The 24,337-nt window shown below is 41.4% G+C and carries 18 protein-coding genes; 6 read left to right on the top strand and 12 right to left on the bottom strand.

Annotated features, from left to right (window positions below; all coding sequences use genetic code 11):
• Positions 1-2: 2 nt before the first annotated feature.
• The 6 genes from nuoG to ndhC all read right to left on the bottom strand — a co-directional run bounded on the left by nuoG (position 3) and on the right by ndhC (position 7,651).
• On the bottom strand, positions 3-2,681 hold the full coding sequence (gene nuoG / locus A3K93_RS09275; RefSeq protein ID WP_067730973.1) for an NADH-quinone oxidoreductase subunit NuoG: 2,679 nt from the start codon (positions 2,679-2,681) through the stop codon (positions 3-5).
• 11 nt (positions 2,682-2,692) lie between these two features.
• Complete coding sequence (gene nuoF, locus A3K93_RS09280) at positions 2,693-4,024, bottom strand: NADH-quinone oxidoreductase subunit NuoF (protein ID WP_067730975.1); 1,332 nt, start codon at positions 4,022-4,024, stop codon at positions 2,693-2,695.
• The gene (gene nuoE, locus A3K93_RS09285; protein ID WP_004814680.1) at positions 4,021-4,530 is read right to left on the bottom strand and encodes an NADH-quinone oxidoreductase subunit NuoE; all 510 of its coding nucleotides are present in this window, start codon (positions 4,528-4,530) and stop codon (positions 4,021-4,023) included. The genes nuoF and nuoE overlap by 4 nt, the downstream gene beginning before the upstream one ends.
• 14 nt (positions 4,531-4,544) lie before the next feature.
• Positions 4,545-6,332 (bottom strand): NADH-quinone oxidoreductase subunit C/D, encoded by a 1,788-nt coding sequence (gene nuoC / locus A3K93_RS09290; RefSeq protein WP_067730977.1) that lies wholly within the window; start codon positions 6,330-6,332, stop codon positions 4,545-4,547.
• Between the two features lie 86 nt (positions 6,333-6,418).
• Positions 6,419-7,099: a NuoB/complex I 20 kDa subunit family protein gene (locus A3K93_RS09295; RefSeq protein ID WP_067730979.1), complete on the bottom strand. Its 681-nt coding sequence runs from the start codon at positions 7,097-7,099 to the stop codon at positions 6,419-6,421.
• A 6-nt stretch (positions 7,100-7,105) separates the two neighbouring features.
• A complete protein-coding gene (gene ndhC, locus A3K93_RS09300) occupies positions 7,106-7,651 on the bottom strand; it encodes an NADH-quinone oxidoreductase subunit A (protein WP_067730981.1) in 546 nt (181 codons plus the stop codon).
• Positions 7,652-8,052: 401 nt separating this feature from the next.
• On the opposite strand from ndhC, the gene A3K93_RS09305 reads away from it, so the two are divergent.
• Positions 8,053-8,409 (top strand): hypothetical protein, encoded by a 357-nt coding sequence (locus A3K93_RS09305; RefSeq protein ID WP_067730983.1) that lies wholly within the window; start codon positions 8,053-8,055, stop codon positions 8,407-8,409.
• Between the two features lie 52 nt (positions 8,410-8,461).
• On the opposite strand, the gene bfmS is transcribed toward A3K93_RS09305, so the two are convergent.
• Together bfmS and bfmR are read right to left on the bottom strand one after the other, a co-directional pair.
• Positions 8,462-10,111, bottom strand: coding sequence for a sensor histidine kinase BfmS (gene bfmS / locus A3K93_RS09310; protein ID WP_067730985.1), 1,650 nt, complete (start codon positions 10,109-10,111; stop codon positions 8,462-8,464).
• A 56-nt stretch (positions 10,112-10,167) separates the two neighbouring features.
• A complete protein-coding gene (gene bfmR, locus A3K93_RS09315; protein WP_067730987.1) occupies positions 10,168-10,884 on the bottom strand; it encodes a response regulator transcription factor BfmR in 717 nt (238 codons plus the stop codon).
• Between the two features lie 568 nt (positions 10,885-11,452).
• On the opposite strand from bfmR, the gene A3K93_RS09320 reads away from it, so the two are divergent.
• The 4 genes from A3K93_RS09320 to A3K93_RS09335 all read left to right on the top strand — a co-directional run bounded on the left by A3K93_RS09320 (position 11,453) and on the right by A3K93_RS09335 (position 17,316).
• On the top strand, positions 11,453-14,290 hold the full coding sequence (locus tag A3K93_RS09320; RefSeq protein WP_067730989.1) for a ribonucleoside-diphosphate reductase subunit alpha: 2,838 nt from the start codon (positions 11,453-11,455) through the stop codon (positions 14,288-14,290).
• A gap of 506 nt (positions 14,291-14,796) precedes the next feature.
• The gene (locus tag A3K93_RS09325) at positions 14,797-16,080 is read left to right on the top strand and encodes a ribonucleotide-diphosphate reductase subunit beta (protein WP_067730991.1); all 1,284 of its coding nucleotides are present in this window, start codon (positions 14,797-14,799) and stop codon (positions 16,078-16,080) included.
• A 116-nt stretch (positions 16,081-16,196) separates the two neighbouring features.
• The gene (locus A3K93_RS09330; RefSeq protein ID WP_067730994.1) at positions 16,197-16,673 is read left to right on the top strand and encodes a hypothetical protein; all 477 of its coding nucleotides are present in this window, start codon (positions 16,197-16,199) and stop codon (positions 16,671-16,673) included.
• A gap of 43 nt (positions 16,674-16,716) precedes the next feature.
• Complete coding sequence (locus A3K93_RS09335; protein ID WP_157883273.1) at positions 16,717-17,316, top strand: hypothetical protein; 600 nt, start codon at positions 16,717-16,719, stop codon at positions 17,314-17,316.
• A gap of 38 nt (positions 17,317-17,354) precedes the next feature.
• On the opposite strand, the gene A3K93_RS09340 is transcribed toward A3K93_RS09335, so the two are convergent.
• Positions 17,355-17,978, bottom strand: coding sequence for a TetR/AcrR family transcriptional regulator (locus A3K93_RS09340; protein ID WP_067730996.1), 624 nt, complete (start codon positions 17,976-17,978; stop codon positions 17,355-17,357).
• Between the two features lie 65 nt (positions 17,979-18,043).
• Entirely contained in the window at positions 18,044-18,199 is a 156-nt protein-coding gene (locus A3K93_RS14915; protein ID WP_157883274.1) for a hypothetical protein, read from the bottom strand.
• 146 nt (positions 18,200-18,345) lie between these two features.
• Between A3K93_RS14915 and A3K93_RS09345 the strand changes: the two genes are divergently transcribed.
• On the top strand, positions 18,346-19,221 hold the full coding sequence (locus A3K93_RS09345; protein WP_067730997.1) for an IS982-like element ISAba825 family transposase: 876 nt from the start codon (positions 18,346-18,348) through the stop codon (positions 19,219-19,221).
• A 175-nt stretch (positions 19,222-19,396) separates the two neighbouring features.
• Here A3K93_RS09345 and A3K93_RS09350 read toward each other — a convergent pair whose 3' ends face one another.
• Positions 19,397-21,574 (bottom strand): TonB-dependent receptor, encoded by a 2,178-nt coding sequence (locus tag A3K93_RS09350; protein ID WP_067730998.1) that lies wholly within the window; start codon positions 21,572-21,574, stop codon positions 19,397-19,399.
• Positions 21,575-21,796: 222 nt separating this feature from the next.
• The gene (locus A3K93_RS09355; protein ID WP_067730999.1) at positions 21,797-24,199 is read right to left on the bottom strand and encodes a glucose/quinate/shikimate family membrane-bound PQQ-dependent dehydrogenase; all 2,403 of its coding nucleotides are present in this window, start codon (positions 24,197-24,199) and stop codon (positions 21,797-21,799) included.
• Between the last annotated feature and the right edge of the window lie 138 nt (positions 24,200-24,337).

Below are 24,337 nucleotides of genomic sequence, written 5' to 3' on the forward strand. Positions count from 1 at the left end.
AATTACACTCCTACCGCGACTGAAACAGGCTCTGCAAGAGATACCGTTGGTGCTAGACCAATTGGGTAACCAATATAACCTGTTGGTAAATATTCAATCACTTGTACAGGAAGAACGATTGAAGTCTCACCTGCTTTCACAGTGATCTTCTGCCCATCTTTCACATTCAAGCGAGTTGCATCTTGTTCGCCCACTGCAAATACCGCTTCAGGAATACGCGATTCCATTGCCGGCGTTTTCACAGTGAATTCACCAGACGCAAAGATGTGATGCATTGGCACGAGACGGAAGCTATCCGTGTTCACAAGCACAGGTGCCGGCGCTACATAAGTACGTGCTGGACGTTTTGCCAAACGGTCGAATAAACGAACGCCCGAATCACCACCTTGTAAATGACCACCCACTTTGTCTTGGAATTTGTTCCAAGCTTGTGGCGAGTTCCAACCTGCAGACCATGCAAATGGTACAAGTGCAGATGGGGTTTGATTACCGACATAACCTTCCATTGAGAATGTTAATGCAGAATCTTTATCAGTCGGCTGTTTCGGCTCATGTACAGAAATTGGCGCACGCATTGCAGTACGACCTGAGTAACGACGTGGTTCACGTGCGACTTTTAAGCCATGTACGCGGAAGCCGGCATCAGGTGCAACGTCTTGAATCGCTTCCAAAGCAGGAACGTTTTTCGCAACAGACTCGATGACATCATCAAGTACTGTCCAAGAAATCGCTTTACCTTTTACGCCTGTTTCAATGGCATGTAACCAGCGCCAAGATTCTTTGATCGCAAGTTCAGGTTTGTAGTAGCTTGGGTCATACACTTGATAGAAACGTTGTGCACGGCCTTCTTGAGATACCACAGTACCATCACCTTCAGCGAAGCTTGCAGCAGAAAGTACAATATTGGCTTTCTTCACAGTTTCAGTTTCTGAATGATCAAGTACGATCACTTCTTTGCCTGAAAGTGCAGCATCCACTTGTGCAGCAGGTAAACGACGATAAAGGTCATTTTCCACAATCACCACTGTGTCATAGTCTTGTGCAAATGCTTGCTCAAGGCTGTTGCCACCGAAGATTGCTAAGCCCATTGAGTTCACTTCAGGAACAGTCAATGTTAAGCCCGCATTACCCAAGTTTTGCGCTACTTGTGCAGCAGCTTCCATGATCGCAGCGTCTTGTAAGCTTGTACCTGAAATCACAAGTGGTTTCTTCGCAGCTTTTAAGGTGTCGGCAATGGTTTGTGCAAATGCTTTCGCATCGTCATCAAGACCCGTAATCGCTTCACCTTTTACGCCTGCAGCAATCGCAAAGCCTAAACGCGCGATGTCGTTTGGAGAAGCAACCACTTCACCTTCCGCAACGTCTGACAAACGTGTTTGTGTTGCTGCCAAAATGTAAATCGGAGATTTAGCATCTTGACCAATACGTTGAACAGGTTCAGCCAACCATTCTTGGGTACGACGTTCTGCTGCCATTTCTTTGGCTTTGTTTTTCGCTGCTTGGCGAACAGACAAGGCCATACGTGGTGCAGTTTGAGTGAGGTCTTCGCCTAGAATTAACACCGCATCGTAGCTTTCGATTTCACGCATACCTGGGTTATAAACACCCTCGGTTTGCATAATAGATGCAGCTAATTCAACCAAGTTTTGCTCTTTTTGAGCCATACCGGTTGAGTAGTTGTCTTGACCAACAAGCTCACGAAGCGCGAAGTTTGATTCAAGCGATGCACGTGGCGAACCAATACCCAAGACTTTTTTGCCTTGGATTTTTGCAATTACGGTATCAAGTGCAGTATCGACAGATACTGTTTCTACGTTTGCACCTGTACGGAATTGTGGTTGACGTGGACGATCTGCACGGTTCACATAACCGGTACCGAAACGACCTTTATCACATAGGAAGTATTGGTTCACTTCACCGTTGAAACGGTTTTCGACACGACGAAGTTCGCCATAACGTTCACCCGGTGAAATGTTACAACCTGAAGAACAGCCTTGGCATACGCTTGGCGCATACTGCATGTCCCATTTACGGTTATAACGTTCTGAGTGAGTTTTGTCAGTGAATACACCTGTTGGACATACTTCAGTCAAGTTACCTGAGAATTCAGACTCTAATGTGCCTGATTCTGGACGACCAAAGTACACACGTGATGCGTTGGCATATACGCCAAAGTCTGTACCGCCTGCGTAGTCTTTGTAGTAACGAACACAACGGTAACATGCGATACAACGGTTCATCTCGTGCGCAATAAACGAACCTAATTCTTGGTTGTAATGCGTACGTTTAGTGAAACGGTAACGACGACGGTCGTGTTGGGTCATTACAGTCATATCTTGTAAATGACAGTGACCACCTTCTTCACAAACCGGACAGTCATGTGGGTGGTTGGTCATCAAGAATTCAACAACAGAAGCACGGAAATCTTTCGCTTCTTTGTCTTCAATCGAGATGTAGGTATTGTCAGCAGCAGGTGTCATACATGACATCACCAAGCGACCGCGAGTATCTTCAGGGTTCGCGTATTGAGTGACAGCACATTGACGGCAAGAACCGACAGAACCTAAGGATGGATGCCAACAAAAGTATGGGATATCAATGCCAAGACTCAAACATGCTTGTAGCAAGTTTTCCGAGCCGTTGACTTCATACGATTTGCCATCGACATGAATTGTAGCCATAGTCGAATTCCTTAAGCTTGTTCTACGTTGCTAGTTTGAGCAGCTGCGTTTACAACTTTTGCTTCAAACTCGCCACGGAAATGTTTGAGTGCGCCCATAAGTGGTTCCATAGCACCTGGAGCGTGAGCACAGAAAGTTTTACCAATCCAAAGCTTACGAGTCAGTTCTTGTAAGTGATCGATATCTTCTTTTTTACCTGTACCATCTTCCAATGCTTTAAGCGCTTTAACCGCCCAAGGTAAACCATCACGGCATGGTGTACACCAACCGCAAGACTCACGCGCAAAGAATTCTTCTAAGTTACGGGTTGCTGAAACCATACATTGAGTCTCATCGACCACCATAAGCAAACACGTACCTAAACGTGAACCTGCTTTCATGATGTGTTCCGCATCCATAGGAAGATCAATATGCTCTGCTGCCAAGAAGTCAGTTGAAGCACCACCTGGTAACCATGCTTTCAGTTTTAAACCGTCACGCATACCACCGGCATGTTCTTCAATCACTTCACGTGCAGTGGTACCAAATGGAAGCTCCCAAAGACCTGGGAATTTCACCTTACCTGATGCACCGTAGATTTTTGTACCTGGATCTTTCGATTTACCTTCAGATAAACCGACATACCATTCAGGACCACGCAGCATAATCGCTGGCAAGTTGTTGTAAGTCTCTACGTTGTTGACAATCGTAGGACGACCCCATGCACCTGCAACTTGTGGGAATGGCGGCTTGGTACGTGGATTGGCACGGCGACCTTCAAGCGAGTTAATCAATGCAGTTTCTTCACCACAGATATAACGACCCGCACCGGTATGCACGTGTAACTCGAAGTTCCAACCTGAACCAAGGATGTTTTCACCCAAGTAGCCTTTAGCACGAATTTGCTCTAAAGCTTCGTTCAAGTATTTCGCAGCTTCAATGTATTCGCCACGAATGAAGATATAACCTTGAGTTGCTTCAAGCGTATAGCCTGCAATCAACATCCCTTCGATCAACTGATGAGGAAGTTTTTCCATCAACAGACGGTCTTTAAAGGTACCAGGTTCCATCTCATCGGCATTACAAATCAGGTAACGTGGACCTGAATTGTCATTTGGCGCCATGAGTGACCATTTGATCCCTGCTGGGAAGCCTGCACCACCACGACCTTTTACAGTCGCTGCTTTGATCACTTCGAGCACTTCTTTGGGTTGCATTGAAATGGCTTTTTTAAAGCCTGCATAACCTTCTAGAGCTTCATAGTCATCTGCACTGCGTACAGCATCTTGCTTACTCAAACGCCAAGTCAGCGGGTGAGTTTCTGGGTTACCGTCGCCATAAATTGGTTTTGGTTCAGTATTCATACATACTTCTCCAAGAGCTGTTTAATTGAAGTCACTTCAACCAAACCGTGCGTATCTTCGTCAATCATTAAGGTCGGACCTTTGTCACAGTTACCTAAGCAGCAGATTGGCAATAAAGTGAAACGACCATCTGCAGTCGTTTGACCAAATGAAATACCCAATTCACGTTGGAATGCTTCTGCTAAAGTTTCCGCGCCCATCAAGAAACATGCGATCGAATCACATAATAAAATTACGTGACGACCGACAGGTTGACGGTAAATACGGTTATAGAACGTCGCAACACCTTCCAAGTCCGCAAGGCTCATTGAAAGCATTTGCGCGATGGCATTCATTTGCGCGTCGTCTACCCAACCATTACGGCGTTGTACACATTTGAGCGCATCAAGACACGCTGCACGTGGGTACGGATAGTGACCTATGTGATGTTCAATTTCGTGGATTTCGTCAGCTGTCAAAATCCCTTCAACATTCACACGTGGTTTTTTATCAGTCAAAATCATCATAATGCGATTACCCCTTAGCGATCCACGTCAGCCATTACGACGTCAATTGTCGCTAAATAAATGATTAAGTCAGACATTAAGCTGCCATTAATCACAGAAGGCATTTGCTGTAAATGCGTGAAGGTTGGTGTACGAATACGGGTACGGTAACTCATGGTTGACTTGTCTGAAGTCAAGTAGTAGTTCGACGCACCTTTCACCACTTCCGCCATGACAGAGCTTTCGCCCGCTGGCATTACAGGACCCCATGAAACGCTTAAGAAGTGCGTAATCAAAGTTTCAATATCTTGTAATGTTTTGTCTTTTGGTGGTGGAACAGCCAATGGATGATCCGCTTTGTGTGGACCTGCAGGCATGTTATCAAGACATTGCTTGATAATTTTCAGTGATTCTTCAATTTCACGGAAGTGAACAAGAACACGTGCGTACGCATCACCTTCATACTCAAGTGGCACATCGAAATCGTAGTTTTCGTAGCCACTGTATGGACGATATTTACGAACGTCGAAATCAATACCTGTCGCACGAAGACCTGTACCTGTTACACCCCAAGCCAATGCTGATTTTGCATCGTATTGTGCAACGTTACGTGTACGACCGATAAACACTGAGTTTTTAAGCGCTGCGGTGTAGTACTCTTTCAGACGGCCTGGCATCCAATCCAAGATTTCACGGATCAGTTTATCCCAACCATTTGGAAGATCATGCGCTGTACCACCGATACGGAACCATGCTGGGTGCATACGGTAACCAGTGATCGCTTCGATCGCGTCATAGATTTTTTGACGGTCAGCGAACATATAGAATACAGGGGTCATACCGCCGGCATCCTGAATCGCAGTACCAATAAACAATAAGTGGTTATTGATACGGAACAATTCAGACATCATGACACGGATACATTGTGCACGGTCAGGAACAGTGATGCCTGCCATTTGCTCCACACCCAATACATAAGGCATGTTTTGCGCACAACCACCTAAGTAGTCAACACGGTCTGTATATGGAATGAATGAATGCCAAGTTTGACGTTCAGCCATCTTTTCCACACCACGGTGGTGATAACCGATATCAGGCACACAGTCTTTCACTTCTTCACCGTCCAACTGCAAGATTACACGGAAGGCACCGTGTGCAGATGGATGGTTAGGACCCAAGTTCAAGAACATGAAATCTTCGTCAGCATTTCCGCGTTTCATACCCCAATCTTCAGGTACGAAGCGAAGATGTTCTTGCTCGTAATCTTGTTTCGCTTGGTTCTGCATGTACGGTGTGTATTCAGTCGCACGAGCAGAATATTCTTTGCGAAGTGGATGACCTTCCCAGTAAGTCGGCAACAAAATACGACGGAGCATTGGATGCCCTTCGAAATTGATACCAAACATGTCGTAGGCTTCACGTTCGTACCAGTTGGCATTTGGCCAAATGTTTGTTGCAGTTGGGATGTTGAGATCACTCTCAGCAAGCGCAACTTTAATACGGATGTCCGTATTACGCTCTAGCGACAACAAATGATAGAACACAGTGAAGTCTGACGCAGGTAAACCGTCGCGGTGCGTACGTAAACGCTCATCTACCGCTGACAAGTCGAACAGCATCACGTATGGACGTGACACGGTACGCAAGAACATCAAAACTTCTTGTACACGTGCGCGCTCAACCCAAACTGTCGGGAAATCCTCGAAAGTCGTTTGCACATAGAAGTTCTCACCAAATTTGGTTTTGAGCTCTTCTACAATTGCAAATGCAGGGCGGGAATCAACTGGAGTTGATTCTGGCATAGCAATGTCAGTTTCAGCCATTGGCTTGGCTTCCTATTTAATACAAATTCAGTCAACTTAAACGACAACAACACCCAAAGCGGGTGCAGCAAAATTTGTCATCTAAATTATTTAATTTCATCCATCGAGCGAAGATTTTTCACAGCAACACGCTGTTCTTTCTTACGGTCACGTTCTGGCATCATCTTTGGCTTATACACGGGCTTAAGATCATCACCAATTACCGCTGAAAGTGGACGGCGCTCGAGTTGAATTTGGTCTTGCAACAACATTAATGCCTGAATTAATGCTTCAGGACGAGGTGGGCAACCTGGGATATAGACATCGACTGGGATGATTTTATCCACACCTTGTACAACAGAGTAAATGTCGTACATACCACCTGAGTTTGCGCATGCACCCATAGAAATAACCCATTTCGGTTCAAGCATTTGTTCATACAAACGTTGAATAACCGGAGCCATTTTCATGAAGCAAGTACCTGCAACAATCATCAAATCCGCCTGACGAGGCGAAGCACGAATAACCTCAGCACCGAAACGTGACAAGTCATGTACGCCTGTTAAAGTCGTCGCATACTCTACGTAGCAGCAAGATGTACCAAAGTTAAACGGCCAAACTGAGTTCTTACGACCCCAGTTTACTGCTGTGTGCATCACGTCCTCTAAACGAGTCATGAACACATTTTTATTCACTTCTTCTTGTAAAAGCGGATCTTCTACCGGGATACGCTCTTGAAGTGGATATTGATCAGCATCCGGATTCGCACGGGTTAAAGTGTATTTCATCCCGAGTTACTCCTTATCAGATGATTTAGCCGGTGAAGATTTCACACGACCAGATGATTGAGCTGGGATTTGACCAGTAGGGTCTGTTACCAATTCTTCAATTGAGTTAAAGCGAGTAATTTCTGCAAGATCCATATTTGGTGAGCCAATTTTGAATGACTTACCAGCTGCCTTACGTTTGTCAGTTGGTGCCCAATTCAACGCACCTACCTTCACTGCATAGACCAATGCAATCAATAGATCGATTACAAAGATTGCTACAGTTGTGAAACCAAACCACCCTGCTTCACGCACTGATGTAGACCATGCATAAAGGTAAAGTGCTTCGATATCAAACACGACAAAGAAAATTGCAACTAAATAGAATTTCGCAGACAAGCGGATACGAGCTCCACCTGCACCGACTACGCCTGACTCAAACTGCTCCTGCTTAGCACGGCCCCATGACTTACCCCCTAGGAGTAATGGAACTGTAAGCATAAAGACGCATAAAAATGTAACGCCGATCACGAAGGCAATAATTGCCCAATCGTATGGAGTAATGGCACTCATGCGGGGATAACTCCTGGCAGGCCTATTTATTAACAAAGAATGTATGTATTGGCCTTCAAATACACCAAACACAAAATTAATCCGATCAATTGTACCTGATTTTGGAATTCACTTGCTAGCTTATAAGGCTTAGTCTTTTGGATGATTTTTTACGCAAAACCATTATTTTCAGGGATTGTATCCCCGAGACTGTCAGACAATCGCTTTATTAAATTAATATTGTAATTTTTATTAATTTTTCACAGTTTGTCAGATTATTTGCTGCACAGTAAGACTTAAACAGACTTTTCGATGAATCATTGTGTAATTTTTGCAACATAACTCTTTCTAAACTTCATGCTTTTTTTAGAGTGTGATATTCCTATGTGCATCATTACAATGAAGAATAAGGACACATGACAATGAGTTTAGACTTTTTACATAAACCAAATTATTTTATGTTTGCCCAACTCTTTATTCATCATTTAGAGCGTTATATTGATAAAAATCCAGACAGTAGCAGCGCAACATTTGAACTCGATCAAATCCATGCGCTCTTTCAAGAAGACAAAGCCTCAGCGAGCACCAATTTAGATGGAATTTTAAACATTGCAGACGAGTACAAAGTAGACAGCCTCGAAGGCGACCAAAAGCTCATTCAGCAGTACCGCATTGATGCAAAACACAATACCTTATGGGTCGAATTTAACTCGCATGCATTGGCTGGGTTAAAAGCAGGAAATCGCCTCATTCCACCCAATGCCGAAATTCAGGAATAATTAAATTTCAGCCATAAAAAAACGATGCAGATGCATCGTTTTTTATTGTCATTTATTCTTTATGACCAATCATCTTGTGTTTATTTTTCTTGTGATAACGCTCCGCAGGCCATGTCATGGTGAAACGAGCCCCGCCCAATTCTGGACTTTGATCGACATGAATTTTGCCACCAAACCAGAACGCAATACGACTCACAATCGATAAACCTAGGCCATACCCACCCGATGCACGGGTACGACTGTCATCTAAACGAGCAAAGGCTTCAAAAATACGCTGGCGATCTTCTTCTGGAATACCAGGACCATCATCTTCTACCGACACATAAGCCTGTCCGTTTTCATCTAGCCCCCCGCTAATCAAAATACGCTCATCACAATAACGAACTGCATTCCCTACCAAGTTCTGAACCACACGATGTAAATAGCGACGTTCCGCTTCCACCGTTAATTCATCAGGCATTGGCAACAGTTCAATCTGTTTTTGAGTTTTTAGCGCTTCTGTTTCAATCACGACTTGATCAAGCACTTCAAACAATCTGATTTTTTCAAAATCGAGTGATGGTGTGCCCTGCTCCAGCTTCGCATAGGTCATGATTTCATCAATCAAAGTATTCAGTGCTTCAATATCTTTATCGATTTGCTCCATTTGCTGTAGACGATATTCATAGTCATCTTCATCGGCGAGCATTTCCATGGCAAAACGAATCCGAGCAACAGGTGTGCGCAGCTCATGCGAGACCGCACGCATCAACTCACGCTGTGACTCTATCAAACGCTGGATGTGATCCGACATATTGTTATAGCTTGATGCCAGCAATGCCATTTCATCTTTACCATCAATCTCAAGACGCATCGACATATTACCCGACTTCATCTTGTTTAAAGCATAGCTCACTTCGCGCAGCTTGCGCTGTAAAGGAAGCAATAGACCATAGACACCCAAACTTAAAACAAACAGACTGAGTAAGGTAATCCCTGCTGCCAACTGGAATGGCATCCAGTTAAAGAGTGGCACAGGCCCCATGACCAAGACTTCAGAGGTTGAGCCTGGCATTGGAGAAACAATAGAAATAGTTGTACCGCGAATAGACGCACTGTCACGATACAAAATAATGCTGTGATCTAAACGTAAACGTCCGATTTGTTCAGAATCCAGCGGTAAGTTCTGAACATTTTGAATTCCAATCGGATATGAGAAATATTCTTGAATCTTTTTAAGATATTCTTTTTCTTGACCCGGATAATAAACCAAATAATCCAAAATAAAGACCGGCAAAGCCTTCATCTGGCGTTCAGTGATATTATCGGCTTTTATATAAAGGTAATGACTGTCATCATCTTTTAGACCAATGACCACATAAGCCACACTAGTCTGTGCATCCCAACGCACCACCGCACGACGTTCTTCAATACGACGTTTTTCGGTACGTGTTAGCTCTACTTTGGCAGCCTCCACATAATAAATGGGAAGTTCGAGCAAATCGGAAGCATCAGAAATCCAATCTACTTTTTGCTGAGCATTTGGCTGCCGTGCCACACCCTCACTAATAATATAAGCGATACCATCGGTCAAAGATTCGCGATACTCTTGCGCACGTTGGTAGTTAATAATTTGTACCAACAGATAGCCGAACAAAGCGACCAGCATAACAAGAATGACGAGTCCCGCATAAATGCGCAAAAATATACTGTGTTTAAACACCTAAAGTTTTACCCGCTTTATATTTGCAAGAACGCAACTGAAAAGACGGTATGATTCTACATACCGTTAGTTTCTTTCACAAATAAATAACCTTTACTGCGTACTGTTTTAATACGTTTCGGGTTTTCAGGATCATCACCAATTTTTGGACGAATACGTGAGATACGCACGTCAATCGAACGGTCTTGACCATCATATTCAATACCACGCAGACGTTCGAAAATATCTTCACGAGATAAAATACGACCTGCATTTGAAGCCAATAACCATAAAAGGTCATATTCAGCGCTGGTAAAGTCGACCAATTCATTGTTCAGTGTCACTGAGCGACCACCGTTATCAATCACAAGGTCATCAAACTCAATGCGTTGAGCAACTTCATCTTCAGCCACTTTATCTGTACGACGTAACAAAGCACGGATACGCGCTAACAGCACACGTGGCTGTACAGGTTTAGCGACATAGTCATCTGCACCCATTTCAAGACCAAGTACCTGATCCATGTCTTCAGTACGTGCAGTCAACATTAAAATAGGTTGATGATAATGTGGACGAACTTCACGACAAATTGTTAAACCATCTGCCCCTGGTAACATTACATCTAGAACGACCAAATCTGGTTGTTCTGCAATAATCCGACGAATGGCACGGTTACCATCCGGCTCAACCCCGACTTCAAGTCCATTACGAATTAAATATTCTTGGGTTAAACGAGCAAGACGCTCATCATCTTCAACAATTAAAATCTTGGGTAACTTTTCTTCTTGACTCATGTATATAGCCCCTTTATTAATCGGACGTATCCTTTAGAAATCCAATAGATACGTTTCATATAATGTGCAATATACACACGTTTACATTGTAAACAAGATAGCGTTCACCAAACTGATACATCAATATCGTATTTTGTAATATTTTCTTGCAGATTTTAAATTAGGTGTTGTTTCTTTCAACAATACTTCTTTACAGCCATGTTAATGCTGTATACCTCCTGCATAAATTCTGTCTATTTAAATTGTGACATTGTTAACTGTTTATAGTTATCCACAATGTTATCTATAAGCACTTTTCTCCAGCTTTGTTATGCTAGACCTTGCCGAATAAGGCTTGTAAGAAAATGACAAAAATACGGATTTTTTTGAGATGGATTCTCAAGTGCTTTCACTGAAATATTTATTAAAATGTCAATATTGATCTACCCTAAATTTTCCCGTATCTTGTGTCCAATTAATTTATAAACCACTAGGTCTTGTGTTTATTCCTCAAACACTGTGGCACACTTTTTGCCCAGTTCAAATGGTCCATAAACATAAAAATAGATGACAATGGAGCTATGCTAACATGAGCGTAATCACTTCAACTCCGGGTCAACTCCAGGTGATCAAACGCACCGGTGATGTTGCCGCTTTTGATGCAGAAAAAATTTCTGTCGCAATTGGTAAGGCTTTTTTGGCTGTTGAAGGTCAACAAAGTGCAGATTCAAGTCGTATTCACGATCGTATCGAGCAATTGACAGAAATGGTCATGAATACTTTTAAACGTCGCTTACCATCTGGCGGTACGATTCACATTGAAGAAATTCAAGACCAAGTTGAACTTGCACTTATGCGTACTGGCGAGCAAAAAGTTGCGCGTGCCTATGTCATCTATCGCGAACAACGCTCTGAAGCTCGTAAACAGTTAGGTGCGAACCACCACCCTACACTGCAAATTACAGATGCTGAAGGCAAACTTAAGCCTTTAGATCTAAGCGCGCTTACAGCTCATGTTGCAAAAGCTGCTGAAGGCCTTGAAGGTATTGACGTTCAAGCCATTGTTGATGAAACAGTGAAGAACCTTTACAACGGCGTAAAAGAGGCTGACATCTCAACTACAATGATGATGGCAACGCGTACTCGTATTGAACAAGAGCCAAACTACACTTATGTGACTGCACGTCTTTTACGTGACAACTTAGTGGCAACAGGTCTTGAGTTCTTAGGTTTACCTGCAGATACAAACGAAGGTGATGCTTTAGAAACTTTCCTTAAGAAAGGTATCGAGCTTGATCTTCTATCTCCAGAACTTCTTAATTTTGACCTTGCAAAATTGGCTGCTGCGATTCAACCAGAACGCTCTAACCAATTTACTTACCTAGGTCTACAAACATTATTCGACCGTTACTTCATCCACTCAGATGGCGTACGTTTCGAACTTCCACAACTATTCTTCATGCGTGTTTCAATGGGTCTTTCATTGAACGAAGAAAATCGTGAAGAACGTGCAATCGAATTCTACAACTTGTTGTCTAGCTTCGATTACATGGCGTCTACACCAACCCTGTTTAACTCTGGTACTTTACGTCCACAGTTATCAAGCTGCTACTTAACGACTATTGATGATGACTTGTATGACATTTATGGCGCAATGCGTGATAACGCAATGTTGTCTAAATGGGCAGGTGGTTTAGGTAACGACTGGACTCCAGTTCGTGCGCTTAACTCGTACATCAAAGGCACTAACGGTAAATCTCAAGGTGTTGTTCCGTTCCTTAAAGTAGCGAACGATACTGCAGTTGCAGTGAACCAAGGTGGTAAGCGTAAAGGTGCAGTATGTGCATATCTTGAAACTTGGCACTTGGACATCGAAGAATTCCTAGAGCTTCGTAAGAACACAGGTGATGACCGTCGTCGTACACATGACATGAACACAGCGAACTGGGTTCCTGATTTATTCATGCAACGTGTATTTGAAGATGCTGAATGGACACTGTTCACGCCTTCTGAAACACCGGATCTTCACGACTTAACAGGTGCTGAATTCGCTGAGCGTTATGCTTACTACGAAAGCATCGCCAAAGAAACAGACATGCTTCATAAGAAAGTTCGTGCGAAAGACTTATGGCGCAAAATGTTATCTATGCTGTTTGAAACAGGTCACCCTTGGATCACATTCAAAGACGTTTGTAACTTACGTTCACCGCAACAACACGTTGGTGTAGTTCACTCATCTAACTTGTGTACAGAAATTACGTTGAACACAAGCAAAGACGAAATCGCGGTATGTAACTTAGGTTCAATCAACCTTGTACAACACGTAAAAGGTGGCGTTCTTGATCGTGAAAAACTAGCCCGTACAGTAAAAACTGCTGTTCGTATGCTCGACAACGTGATTGACATCAACTACTACGCTGTTCCACAAGCGCGTAACTCAAACTTGAAACACCGCCCTGTGGGTATGGGTATCATGGGCTTCCAAGATGCATTGTATGAAATGAATCTTGCCTATGGTTCTGATGCTGCGGTTGAGTTTGCTGATGAATCAATGGAAGTGATTTCTTACTACGCCATTCAAACTTCAAGTGATCTTGCGGTTGAACGTGGTACGTATGAAACTTTCAAAGGTTCACTATGGGATCAAGGCATCTTGCCAATCGATTCTTTAGACATCGTAGCGAAATCTCGTCCAGAACGTATGTTTGAAGTGGATCGTACTCAACGTTTGGATTGGGACACTTTACGTGCCAAAGTTCAAAAAGACGGTATGCGTAACTCAAACGTCATGGCGATTGCACCAACTGCAACGATTTCAAACATTTGTGGCGTGTCTCAATCAATTGAGCCTACATTCCAGAACTTGTACGTAAAATCGAACTTGTCTGGTGAATTCACAGTGATTAACCCGTACTTAGTACGTGCACTTAAAGATCGCGGTCTTTGGGATGCAGTGATGGTGAATGACTTGAAACACTTCGAAGGTTCAGTACAAAAAATTGCACGTATTCCTGAAGAGCTTAAAGCGATCTTCGCAACTGCGTTTGAAGTTGAAACTCGCTGGATCGTGGATGCTGCGTCACGTCGTCAAAAATGGATTGATCAAGCACAGTCGCTTAACCTTTACATCTCTGGTGCAAATGGTAAGAAACTTGACATCACTTATAAGATGGCTTGGTTACGTGGTCTTAAGACAACGTATTACCTTCGTGCATTGGGTGCAACGTCTGCTGAGAAGTCAACAATCAATACTGGTGCATTAAACGCAGTTAAACCAACAACTGTTGCCGCTCCAGTTGCTGCTGTAGCACCTGTGGTTGAAGAGAAAAAACCTGAAGCACCTGCAGAGGAAGAAGGTTTCACTCAAGCAGCACCAGTGCCAATGGCATGTTCAATTGACAACCCTGATTGTGAAGCTTGCCAGTAATTGGTGAGTTTTAAATCCTCCCCAGCCCTCCTTTAATAAAGGAGGGAGTTCACAGCCCCAAAATCTGAGATGTGAGAGTCCCTCTTTTTTAAAGAGGGATTTAGGGAGATTAAAAAATAAATAAAGGAAACCACATGGAACCCATGACCCCAAACTATATGTTAGGACTTGCAGCCCTTGTGATTTCCTTTGCTGTTTTGTTTTATGTCCCTGCTGTGTATTTTTGGCTAAAAGCGAGAAATAAACATAAACACAATCAAAAAAAGTAGTTTTTAAAACACGAATTACTTCTTTTGATTATGTGAAAGCATGATCAAACATAAATAAAAATCAGGAGAGCTGGTTTACCAACTTTCCAATTGACTAAATTTTGTTAAACATTTTAAAGGAATAGGAACCCCCACGCATTTCATTCACCGGATGAAATGGTTTTGAAACGACGACAGGTTTATAATACTTGTCTCCTTTTCAAATGGGGTTCACCTTTTATACTTAAGGAGAATCCCATGTCTATCCTAAGTTGGGACGATTTCGAAGATGATTCGCAAAAATCGGCTGCACCTGAACACCAGTCTGCGCCCGTCGAACCGCAAAAAGCGGCTAATCCACAAGTGGTATCTCATGCACGCGACGAATCGCCGCGTGTGGCAGCTGCACAACCCGCTCGAACCGCTAAAACATACGCAACAGATTCAACCGATCCGTTGGCAAGAGCATCTAACGCCTTAGAAAACTTAGACGTTGCACCTGGTCTTGAAGAACTTGAGATGGGTGCACAGCGTGTTCAAGTTGACGACAAAGCAATGATTAACTGTCGTGCTGACTTGAACCAGCTTGTTCCATTCAAATATGAATGGGCTTGGCAAAAATATCTAGACGGTTGTGCTAACCACTGGATGCCTCAAGAAGTCAACATGAACCACGATATCGCATTGTGGAAATCTGAAGACGGCTTAACTGAAGATGAACGTACGATCGTGATGCGTTCTCTTGGTTTCTTCTCTACTGCCGATTCATTGGTTGCAAACAACTTGGTATTAGCAATTTACCGTCACATTACTAACCCAGAATGCCGTCAGTACATCTTACGTCAGTCTTTTGAAGAAGCGATTCACACGCACGCTTACCAATACTGTATCGAATCTTTAGGTATGGATGAAGGCGAAGTCTTCAACATGTACCGTGAAATTCCATCAGTTGCACGTAAAGCAGCATGGGGCTTGAAATATACTCAATCTCTCAGTGATCCTAACTTCAAAACGGGTACACCTGAAAACGACCAAATCTTGCTTCGCAACTTGATCGCATTCTACTGTGTACTTGAAGGGATCTTCTTCTACTGTGGTTTCTCACAAATCTTGTCAATGGGTCGTCGTAACAAGATGAATGGTGTTGCCGAGCAATTCCAATACATCTTACGTGATGAATCAATGCACTTGAACTTTGGCATCGACATGATTAACCAAATCAAGATCGAGAACCCACACTTGTGGACTGCTGAATTCCAAGAAGAAATCGTACAAATGATTCTTGAAGGTACGATGCTTGAAATCGAATACGCGCGTGACACAATGCCACGTGGTGTACTCGGTATGAATGCTGGCATGATGGAAGAATACTTGAAGTTCATCTGTAACCGTCGTTTAAGCCAATTGGGCCTACCTGAACAATTCGTTGGTGTGAATAACCCATTCCAATGGATGTCTGAAATGATGGACTTACGTAAAGAGAAGAACTTCTTCGAAACTCGCGTAACTGACTACCAAACTGGTGGTGCGTTAAGCTGGTAATAGAAAGATTCAAAAAAATCCCGTCTTAATGGCGGGATTTTTTATTTGATAAGAAATATTTAAATTCAAATAAATATAGCTATAATCAAATTAAAATCAAAAACTTAAATATTAGAATGACAAATAATACGCTTCAGCAAAAGCTACAAGAATTTCCAAAGGCCGTATGGGTGCAGATGTATCGTGATCGTATACAACTGTTAAATCACCAAGGACAGGTAGAACATACAATTTTACCCATTCAGAAATATGATCATCCCCGAACAATTATTGCGAATTTCGAAGCCGCTGAAATGACATTGAAGCAGTTAATCAAAATGAAAAAATTACCATGGTATGACCCAAGCTATATCCTGTTTTTACAAGTAAAAGAAGAATTTGAAGATGGAATTACCTTTGTAGAGAATCGAGCGTTACGTGAGCTTGGCTACAATGCAGGTGCTAGAAATGTTCTTATTTTTGATCATCAAGGGCAATGGTTAAATACCGAAAAACAGCCGAAACGGTCCGCTTTTATTAACCCTGTTTATAGTAATGTGATTTTAATCATTGTGATTGGCCTGATTCTGTTGGCAGCAATATTTCTGAATTAAGCCCAATTTATTCAATAATAAACCACCTAATAAAAAGTATATTATGCCTAATACAGCTCCTTTATTTAGCGGTCGCTATCTTCCACTTTCTTGGATGATAGGGATGGGATTTATTGCCATCGTGATGACGCTTTTGCAATTTAAACAAGCGGAATTTACAGATCTTTTTAGCCTGAAAGATTGGTTCTATGTCCTTTCCACACAACCCATTCATGGCTGGCTGATGACAGCTTTTGTTTTTCTGGTCATCGTATTTGTTGCATGTACCAAAATTATTGTGCGTCATGACAGTATCACAATTGAAGCATTTTCAATCTTGTTTTCGACGTTGGCAGAACGACAAAAAATAGAAAAGCTGCAACTATATAGTCATGCAAAATCTCAAAGCTGGGCATTTAAATCACTATTTCCTAATAAAGCAATAACATTAGAAGAAGAATGGAAGAAGAGCGTCTTAGGGTTCGTGCTAAAACCGGCTTACCGTTCAACACATCAATTAAACCATCTTGAGCTTAGGCAACTATCAACAGCAGATCGTCTACAACTCATACAAGTATTACAGCAATATTGGGACTTAAACCCAAGGTTAATTTTGGGTATAGATAAATTATCGCAACTGAAGCGAAAGTATAAACTCAGATAATTTTTATAATTAAAAGCAAAAGAATAAAAAAAGATGTCCTACTTACTATGAAACAACGCATACAAATTGGCATTAAATAAATTTTTGACTGAAACAGCATCACCCTTACTCAAAGTGCTGTTATAGATCATACCCATCCAAATAGGTGAAAGAATCAATAAACAAAATTCAAATGCAGTTGATCTTAACTGTATTTCATTTCGTTCACTTGCAATCAACACTACTTTTTCAAGTTCAGTGATATAGGGTGAAAACATCACATTAAAATAAATCCGTTTGAGTTCAGGATGATGCTGACTTTCTTTTAAAATAATTTGCGCGATCCCTTCCCGTCCTGATGGCGCAAATGAATCAATGACTTTATCAAAGTGCTTTAATAAAAAATCATAAGCAGTGAGTTCTGGAGGGAGCATATCGGAATGGAAAACCATATGGTTTTCACCGACCATCATGCGTGCAATCGCTTCAAAAATATCTTCTTTATTCGAATAATAACGATAAAGCGAACCTACACTGAGTTCAGCAGCACTAGAAATATCCCGAATGGTTGTCTTAGAAAAGCCCTTTTTAATAAACAATTCCAAAGCCGCATTGAGAATGGTTTGCTTGGTGTGGTCTGTCTTCTCACAACTTAAGCTTCGTGTACGTCTAGTGGTATCCATATCGACCTAAAATTTATTCAAAAAAACAGCCTCATGATGAGGCTGTTTCATTATGAATTAGATCATTAGTTTTTGCTATCAGCAGCTGGTGCAGCTTCACTTGCTGGAGCTTCATTTGCAGTTGTTGCGTCAACTGCTTCACTTGCTGGAGCTTCGTTAGCCAATACGTTAAGTGACGCTACAAGTGCTAGACCTGCAAAAGTAAGTTTAACTAATTTCATATGAATCATACCTCTAAAAATAAATAATCATTATGTTTGTGTTATTACATACATAAATCTATACGCCAATCTCAACTTTTTAAGTCATTGAAATAAAAAGGACATAACCTCATTTTAAATCCGTCTATGAAAATAAAATTACAGTTATGTCCACTGAAGAATTTATCATCATTGTCTATTTAATCATAGAGGAAATTTACCCAACTATAGTCTCTGAACCATTAAGAAAACGTGGTTTTCCACCGGCTTTAACCGATATTGAAATTATCACAATGCAAATTGTTGGTGAGTGTCTCAAAATGGATACGGATAAAAGCATATGGATGTTTTTTAAAAACAATTACTTAAGTTGGTTCCCTCATTTAGGTTCATATCCTAACTTTTGTAAGCATTGTGCAAACTTATGGCAAGTTCATCAAAAAATCACAGCCCAATTAACTGCACATTATGGTCAGGATCATATTCATTTTATTGATGGATTTCCTATACCTGTTTGTCGTTATAGTCGAGCAAAAAGACACAAGAATTTTAAAGAATATGCAGGTTTTAGTTATTGTGCTGCACAACAAGAGAAATACTATGGTTTTAAAGGGCATCTTGTAATTAATTTGGAGGGTATGATTACTGGCTATACTTTCGCTCCAGCAAATGTAGATGAGCGTGATGTTGCACCAGAAATCACAGAAAATATTCATGGGTTACTAGGTGCAGATAAAGGTTACTTAAGACCCAGCTTGAAAGAATACTATAAATTTCAGTATGTTGATCTACAAACTCCTTTAAGAAAGAATATGCCGGACTCTAGATCTCAAGAATCAATGAGGTTGCTTATGAGAGCACGAAGGAAAATTGAAACGGTCATTGGTCAATTAACTGATCGCTTTAATATTCAAAAAGTAAGGGCAAGAGATTTATGGCACTTATCGCATCGTTTTATCAGAAAGATTTTGTCACATACGGTCTGCGTCGTTATGAATAAAAAATGTGGTTATTCGCCGATTCAATTTGAAAAGCTTATTTAAAGTTGAGATTGGCGTATCTATATAAAAATGAACAATGTTCATTTTTATATTATTTAACTTTGAAATACTTTTCTACAATAAATAACGTATCGTTACATGAAAAAAATAATGCCAAAATGATGTTATAGATATAAAAAAAGCGCGGATCACCGCGCTTTTTTTTATTTAGAATGCATTAAAAGCTTTTTGTTACGCTTAAACCAGCGCTCCAATTACGTCCTTCTGCAGGTTCAAAGAAACGTTTATTACTTTCATTAACAATCACAGAACCTGAATAATCTTTATCAAATAAATTATCTACACGAGCAAACGTATTGAATGCCCAATCATCAATTGCCCAGCGATATCCCATATTTGCAGCTGTAACAACATAGCTTGGAGCAGTATCTGAATTTGCATCATTCACATAAATTTTATCGCTATAACGAACATCTACGCCCGCATTGAAACCTTGTTTAGGCTTCCATCCTAAGCTTAAAAATGCCTGATTTTTCGCAATACCTGGAATATAATTTCCATTCGGAATTTCAGCTACAGCAACTTTTCCATCTTTATCTAAAATTTCGGGAATATCCGCATCAAACTTAGCATCAATATAGCTATAACTTGCTTGCGCGGTTAAATCACCCCATACATTTTTATTCCAAGACAACTCAACACCCTGTCTTAAGGTTTGATCAGCATTGCGGAAAGTTGATCGACCAGAATCACTCGCTGCTGAAACAATATCATCTTGAGTTTTTGTATAGAAAGCTGCTGCAGTAAAATCTCCAAGCATATTTGAAGATTTTAAGCCTAGCTCATAAGTCTCACTTTCAGCAGCTTTAAGATCAAATGGACGACTATTATCAATATCAGCGGGATATGCCATCTCTGTAAAGGTTGGTGTTTCGAAACCTTGTGCATAGCTTGCATACGCCATAAGCTCAGGTATAACTTTCCAACTAATCGCTAAAGATGGTAATAATTTTTGATAATCAGTTTTGCCTGAGTTATCACCATTTTCAGCAGTAATGTAATGATCTTCAGATTTAAAATGCACATTACTATAACGCAAGCCTGCATCGACATTGATAGCATCATTTACAGCATATGATGCTTGAAGATAAGGATCTATATTCCATAGAGTATTGTCTTCATCACGGCGTAATTCACCCTTAACGCCAAATTGCGAATCACCGATAAAGTTTTGAAATCCTTTACGCTCCTCGGTCATACCATCAATCGCAACACCTGCAATCAATTTTAAGTTGGGTAAGACTTCTTTGCCTGTCCAACGGATATCTGTGCCGTAAAAATTACGATCAAAATCAATTACCCCACCTGCATGCTTTTTACCAAGCTGACTAGTAAAAGGTTTGCAAACATCTGTACCCGTTTCATAAGCACATTTAGGCGTTGATTGGTATTGGGTAACTGAACGTTGGCCCGCATAGACCATTGCATAAATTTCATTTAAATCATTAATGGGTTTATTCCAGGTTAAACCTGTTTGAACCTGTTCAATGTCTTTGCGTGCATTGTATTTAATAACATTCGGGACAACTTGTTTTGGATTAGCTTTCCAATCTTTTCTTTCCAAGCCCCCTGGATCAGCAGCATCAATTTTTACGTAGTTATTAATCCAATTGATCTTTGAACCATCCTCCAAATTCCAAGTCAGTTTTGCATTGGTTAGTACTTTATTGGCATCACTGTGATCTCGGAAACCATCGGTATCAAAATAAGATGAACTTAAGATATAACTTGGCTCATTAGCATTTTTTGCGCCACCTTGTAATACAAGATTGGCTTGCCCTTTTTGATTACTCCCCGCTGCATAGCCTAGCGTAATCGAATCATCCCCTTGTCCTTCTTTGGTTTTGGTTAAAATGGTACCGCCAGAAGAGTTACCATAAAGTGACGATAATCCACCACCCAAAACCTCAATATGATCCAGACTATTCAAATCAATATTTGAAGTCTGACCTTGACCATCCGGCATAGTTGCAGGAATACCATCGACATATAAACGAATACCACGAACACCAAAAGTTGAACGGGCACCAAAACCACGCATCGAGATTTGTAAGTCTTGCGCGTAGTTTTCACGATTATTCAGTTGTAATCCTGGCACCCCTTTTAAAGTTTCCGACAAATTTACATTCATGCCTTTTTGTTGTTCTTGCTGAATGTAATACGCTGATGCAGGCGTTGCCATCACATCACGGTCAGTACGTGTTGACTCAATGACAATCGTTTCAAGTTGTTGTACGGGCTGAGCGACTTCTTCAGCATAAACGTGGTGACTAATGAGGGTAACCAGTGCTGCCAAGGTCGAACGTGTATAGGGTAATCTCGAAGGAAAATACATAAATGACAAACCTTTTCTTTAGGCCATTCTATTCAGGTTATGCACGGTATGCACATCCCATTGATAATCTTAAAATCTATGATGACTATTTTAATGTGAAACAGCTTGATTTGATCTTGAAGTAACAAATCAACACTATGTTTCTATTCGCGATAATCAATATATATCGCAATAAAAAAGCCTGACGAATCAGGCTTTTTTATATTGAGTGATTAACTCAAATTATTTTTTGTCTGGAAGTGCATAAGCAACGATAGAGTCACCCATTTTGGTACCAAACGAACCATGACCGCCCGCCATGATAACAACGTATTGTTTACCATTTGCTTCGTAAGTCATAGGAGTCGCTTGACCACCTGCAGGAAGACGACCTTTCCATAGCTCATCACCGTTATTTACGTTGATCGCACGGATATAGTTATCTTGAGTTGCACCTAAGAACATCAAGTCACCCGCAGTTGAGATAGAACCACCCAACATTGGAACACCCATTTTAAACGGAGGTAATGGAACGCCAGGCATACTGTCACGAACAGTACCGATACGACGTTTCCAAGCCACTTGATGTGTATTTAAATCAACACCAGCAACGAAGCCCCAACCAGGTTGTTTACAAGGTAAACCAAATGGAGATAGGAATGGGTTCATTTCTACACCGTATGGCACGCCATACATTGGTTGAACACCTGCTTCTGTACCCGCACCTTTCGCAGTCTTAGGACGGTTTGGATCTTGTGGAATCAATTTAGATACAAATGGCAAGCCAATTGGGTTCATAACAGCAATTTGACGGTCTGGGTTAACAGACATACCGCCCCATTCGAACACACCCAAGTTACCAGGGAAGACTAAAGTACCATTTTCTGAAGGTGGAGTATAAATACCTTCATAGTTCAATTTCTTGAATGACACACGGCATACTAATTGGTCAAACATAGTGGCACCCCACATTTGTTTGTCAGTTAGTTTTTCTTTTGGTGCCATATCGAAGTCAGAGAACGGTTGAGTTTTAGAGTACCATTCACCTTTAGTTTGAGGACCACGTTTCACAGATTGTGGAACTGGTTTCTCTGTAATTGGCACAATTGCTTTACCGTTACGACGGTCAAGAACGAAGGCATTACCTGTTTTAGTCAATACATAGATTGCTGGAACAGTTTTACCATCTTTATCTTTGATATCAGCTAATGTAGGTTGAGACGGTACGTCCATATCCCACAAATCGTGATGTGTTGTTTGGAAGTTCCAAACCAACTTACCAGTGGTTGCATTCAATGCAAGCATTGAGTTTGCATAACGTTCGTCAAGCTCTGTACGGTGACCACCGAAGATATCCGGAGTACCTACACCTGTTGGAACATATACGATGTCCAATTTAGCATCATATGCTAAAGGTGCCCAAGCGTTTGGTGAGTTGTTTACGAATTTTTGACCTGGAGCAGGGATCGCATTTGGATCTTCAGCACCTGTATCAAATACCCAAAGAAGTTCACCAGTATTTACGTCATAACCACGGATCACACCAGATGGTTCTTCAGTAGAATAGTTATCGGTTGTAGAACCCGCGATAACAATCGTCGTACCCGTAATCACTGGAGGAGAAGTTGGGATATAACCACCTGGATAAGGGAATGGCATATCTTTTTGAAGATCTACTTCACCATTTTTACCGAAGTCTGAACATGGTTTACCTGTTTGTGGATTAACCGCAACAAGACGACCATCGTTCACAGGAAGAATGACTTTCTGTGGACATTCAGCAGATGTTGTTTTCTTCGCAGCAAGACTTGCTTCAAAACCTACAGTATTGTTTGCATCATAGTAAGACACACCACGACATGTTAAATGTTGGTAAGTGTTGTCTGCTTTTAATACAGGATCGTAGGTCCATTTTGCTTTACCAGTTGCAGGATCAAGCGCTGTCAATTTTTGGTGAGTTGTACATAAGTACATGTTGTCACCAACTTTAATTGGCGTTACTTGGTTAGTTGTTTCACCTGAGTCGTTTTCAGTTTTAAATTCGCCAGTGTGATATTCCCATGCAACTTCTAAGTCTTTAACGTTGTCTGCATTGATTTGTTTCAATGGAGAATAACGTAAACCTGTTTGAGTACGACCATATGCAGGCCAGTCTTCATCTGCAACACCAGGAATTGGTTGATGTTGAGCAGGTTGTTTAGACGTTAACTCACCACGAATTTCTTGTGGGTCGTTAAAGATAGAGTAGATCATTACCAAAATAGTAATAACCAATGAACCGCCTAGTGCGATTTTTGCAGTTTTAGCATTATCAAAACCACGAGTTACCGCAGGAATCAATAACAATAAACCGAATAGACCTAAGATGTCTAAACGTGGAGCAAGCGCGAAGAAGTCAGAACCAACTTCCCAAAGGCCCCACACAACTGTACCCAATACGAGTGCAGCGTAAACAATCAGTGCAGAACTTTTTAGCTTTTGTAATAAAACTGCGGTCGCAATGAAGAGAATACCCGCGATGATGTAGTACCAAGACCCACCAAGAACCGCGAGATAAATCCCTCCGATCAGCAGCACTAAACCAAAAATAGCAGCAACAACTGCTAGGATGGTTTTAAGTACCGAACCTGATGATGAAGTATTCATATCGAACACCTATTTAAGATTCTTTTGAAAGCCCATGATTGGGAGACTCCATGGGCACCATATTATTTTTAGTCACAAATACAGCTAAACCATCAGCATGCATCAATCATCAATGCATCAAAGTGCCGAAACAATCAA

The organism is Acinetobacter sp. NCu2D-2, assembly GCF_001647675.1.
Classification (GTDB): Bacteria; Pseudomonadota; Gammaproteobacteria; order Pseudomonadales; family Moraxellaceae; genus Acinetobacter.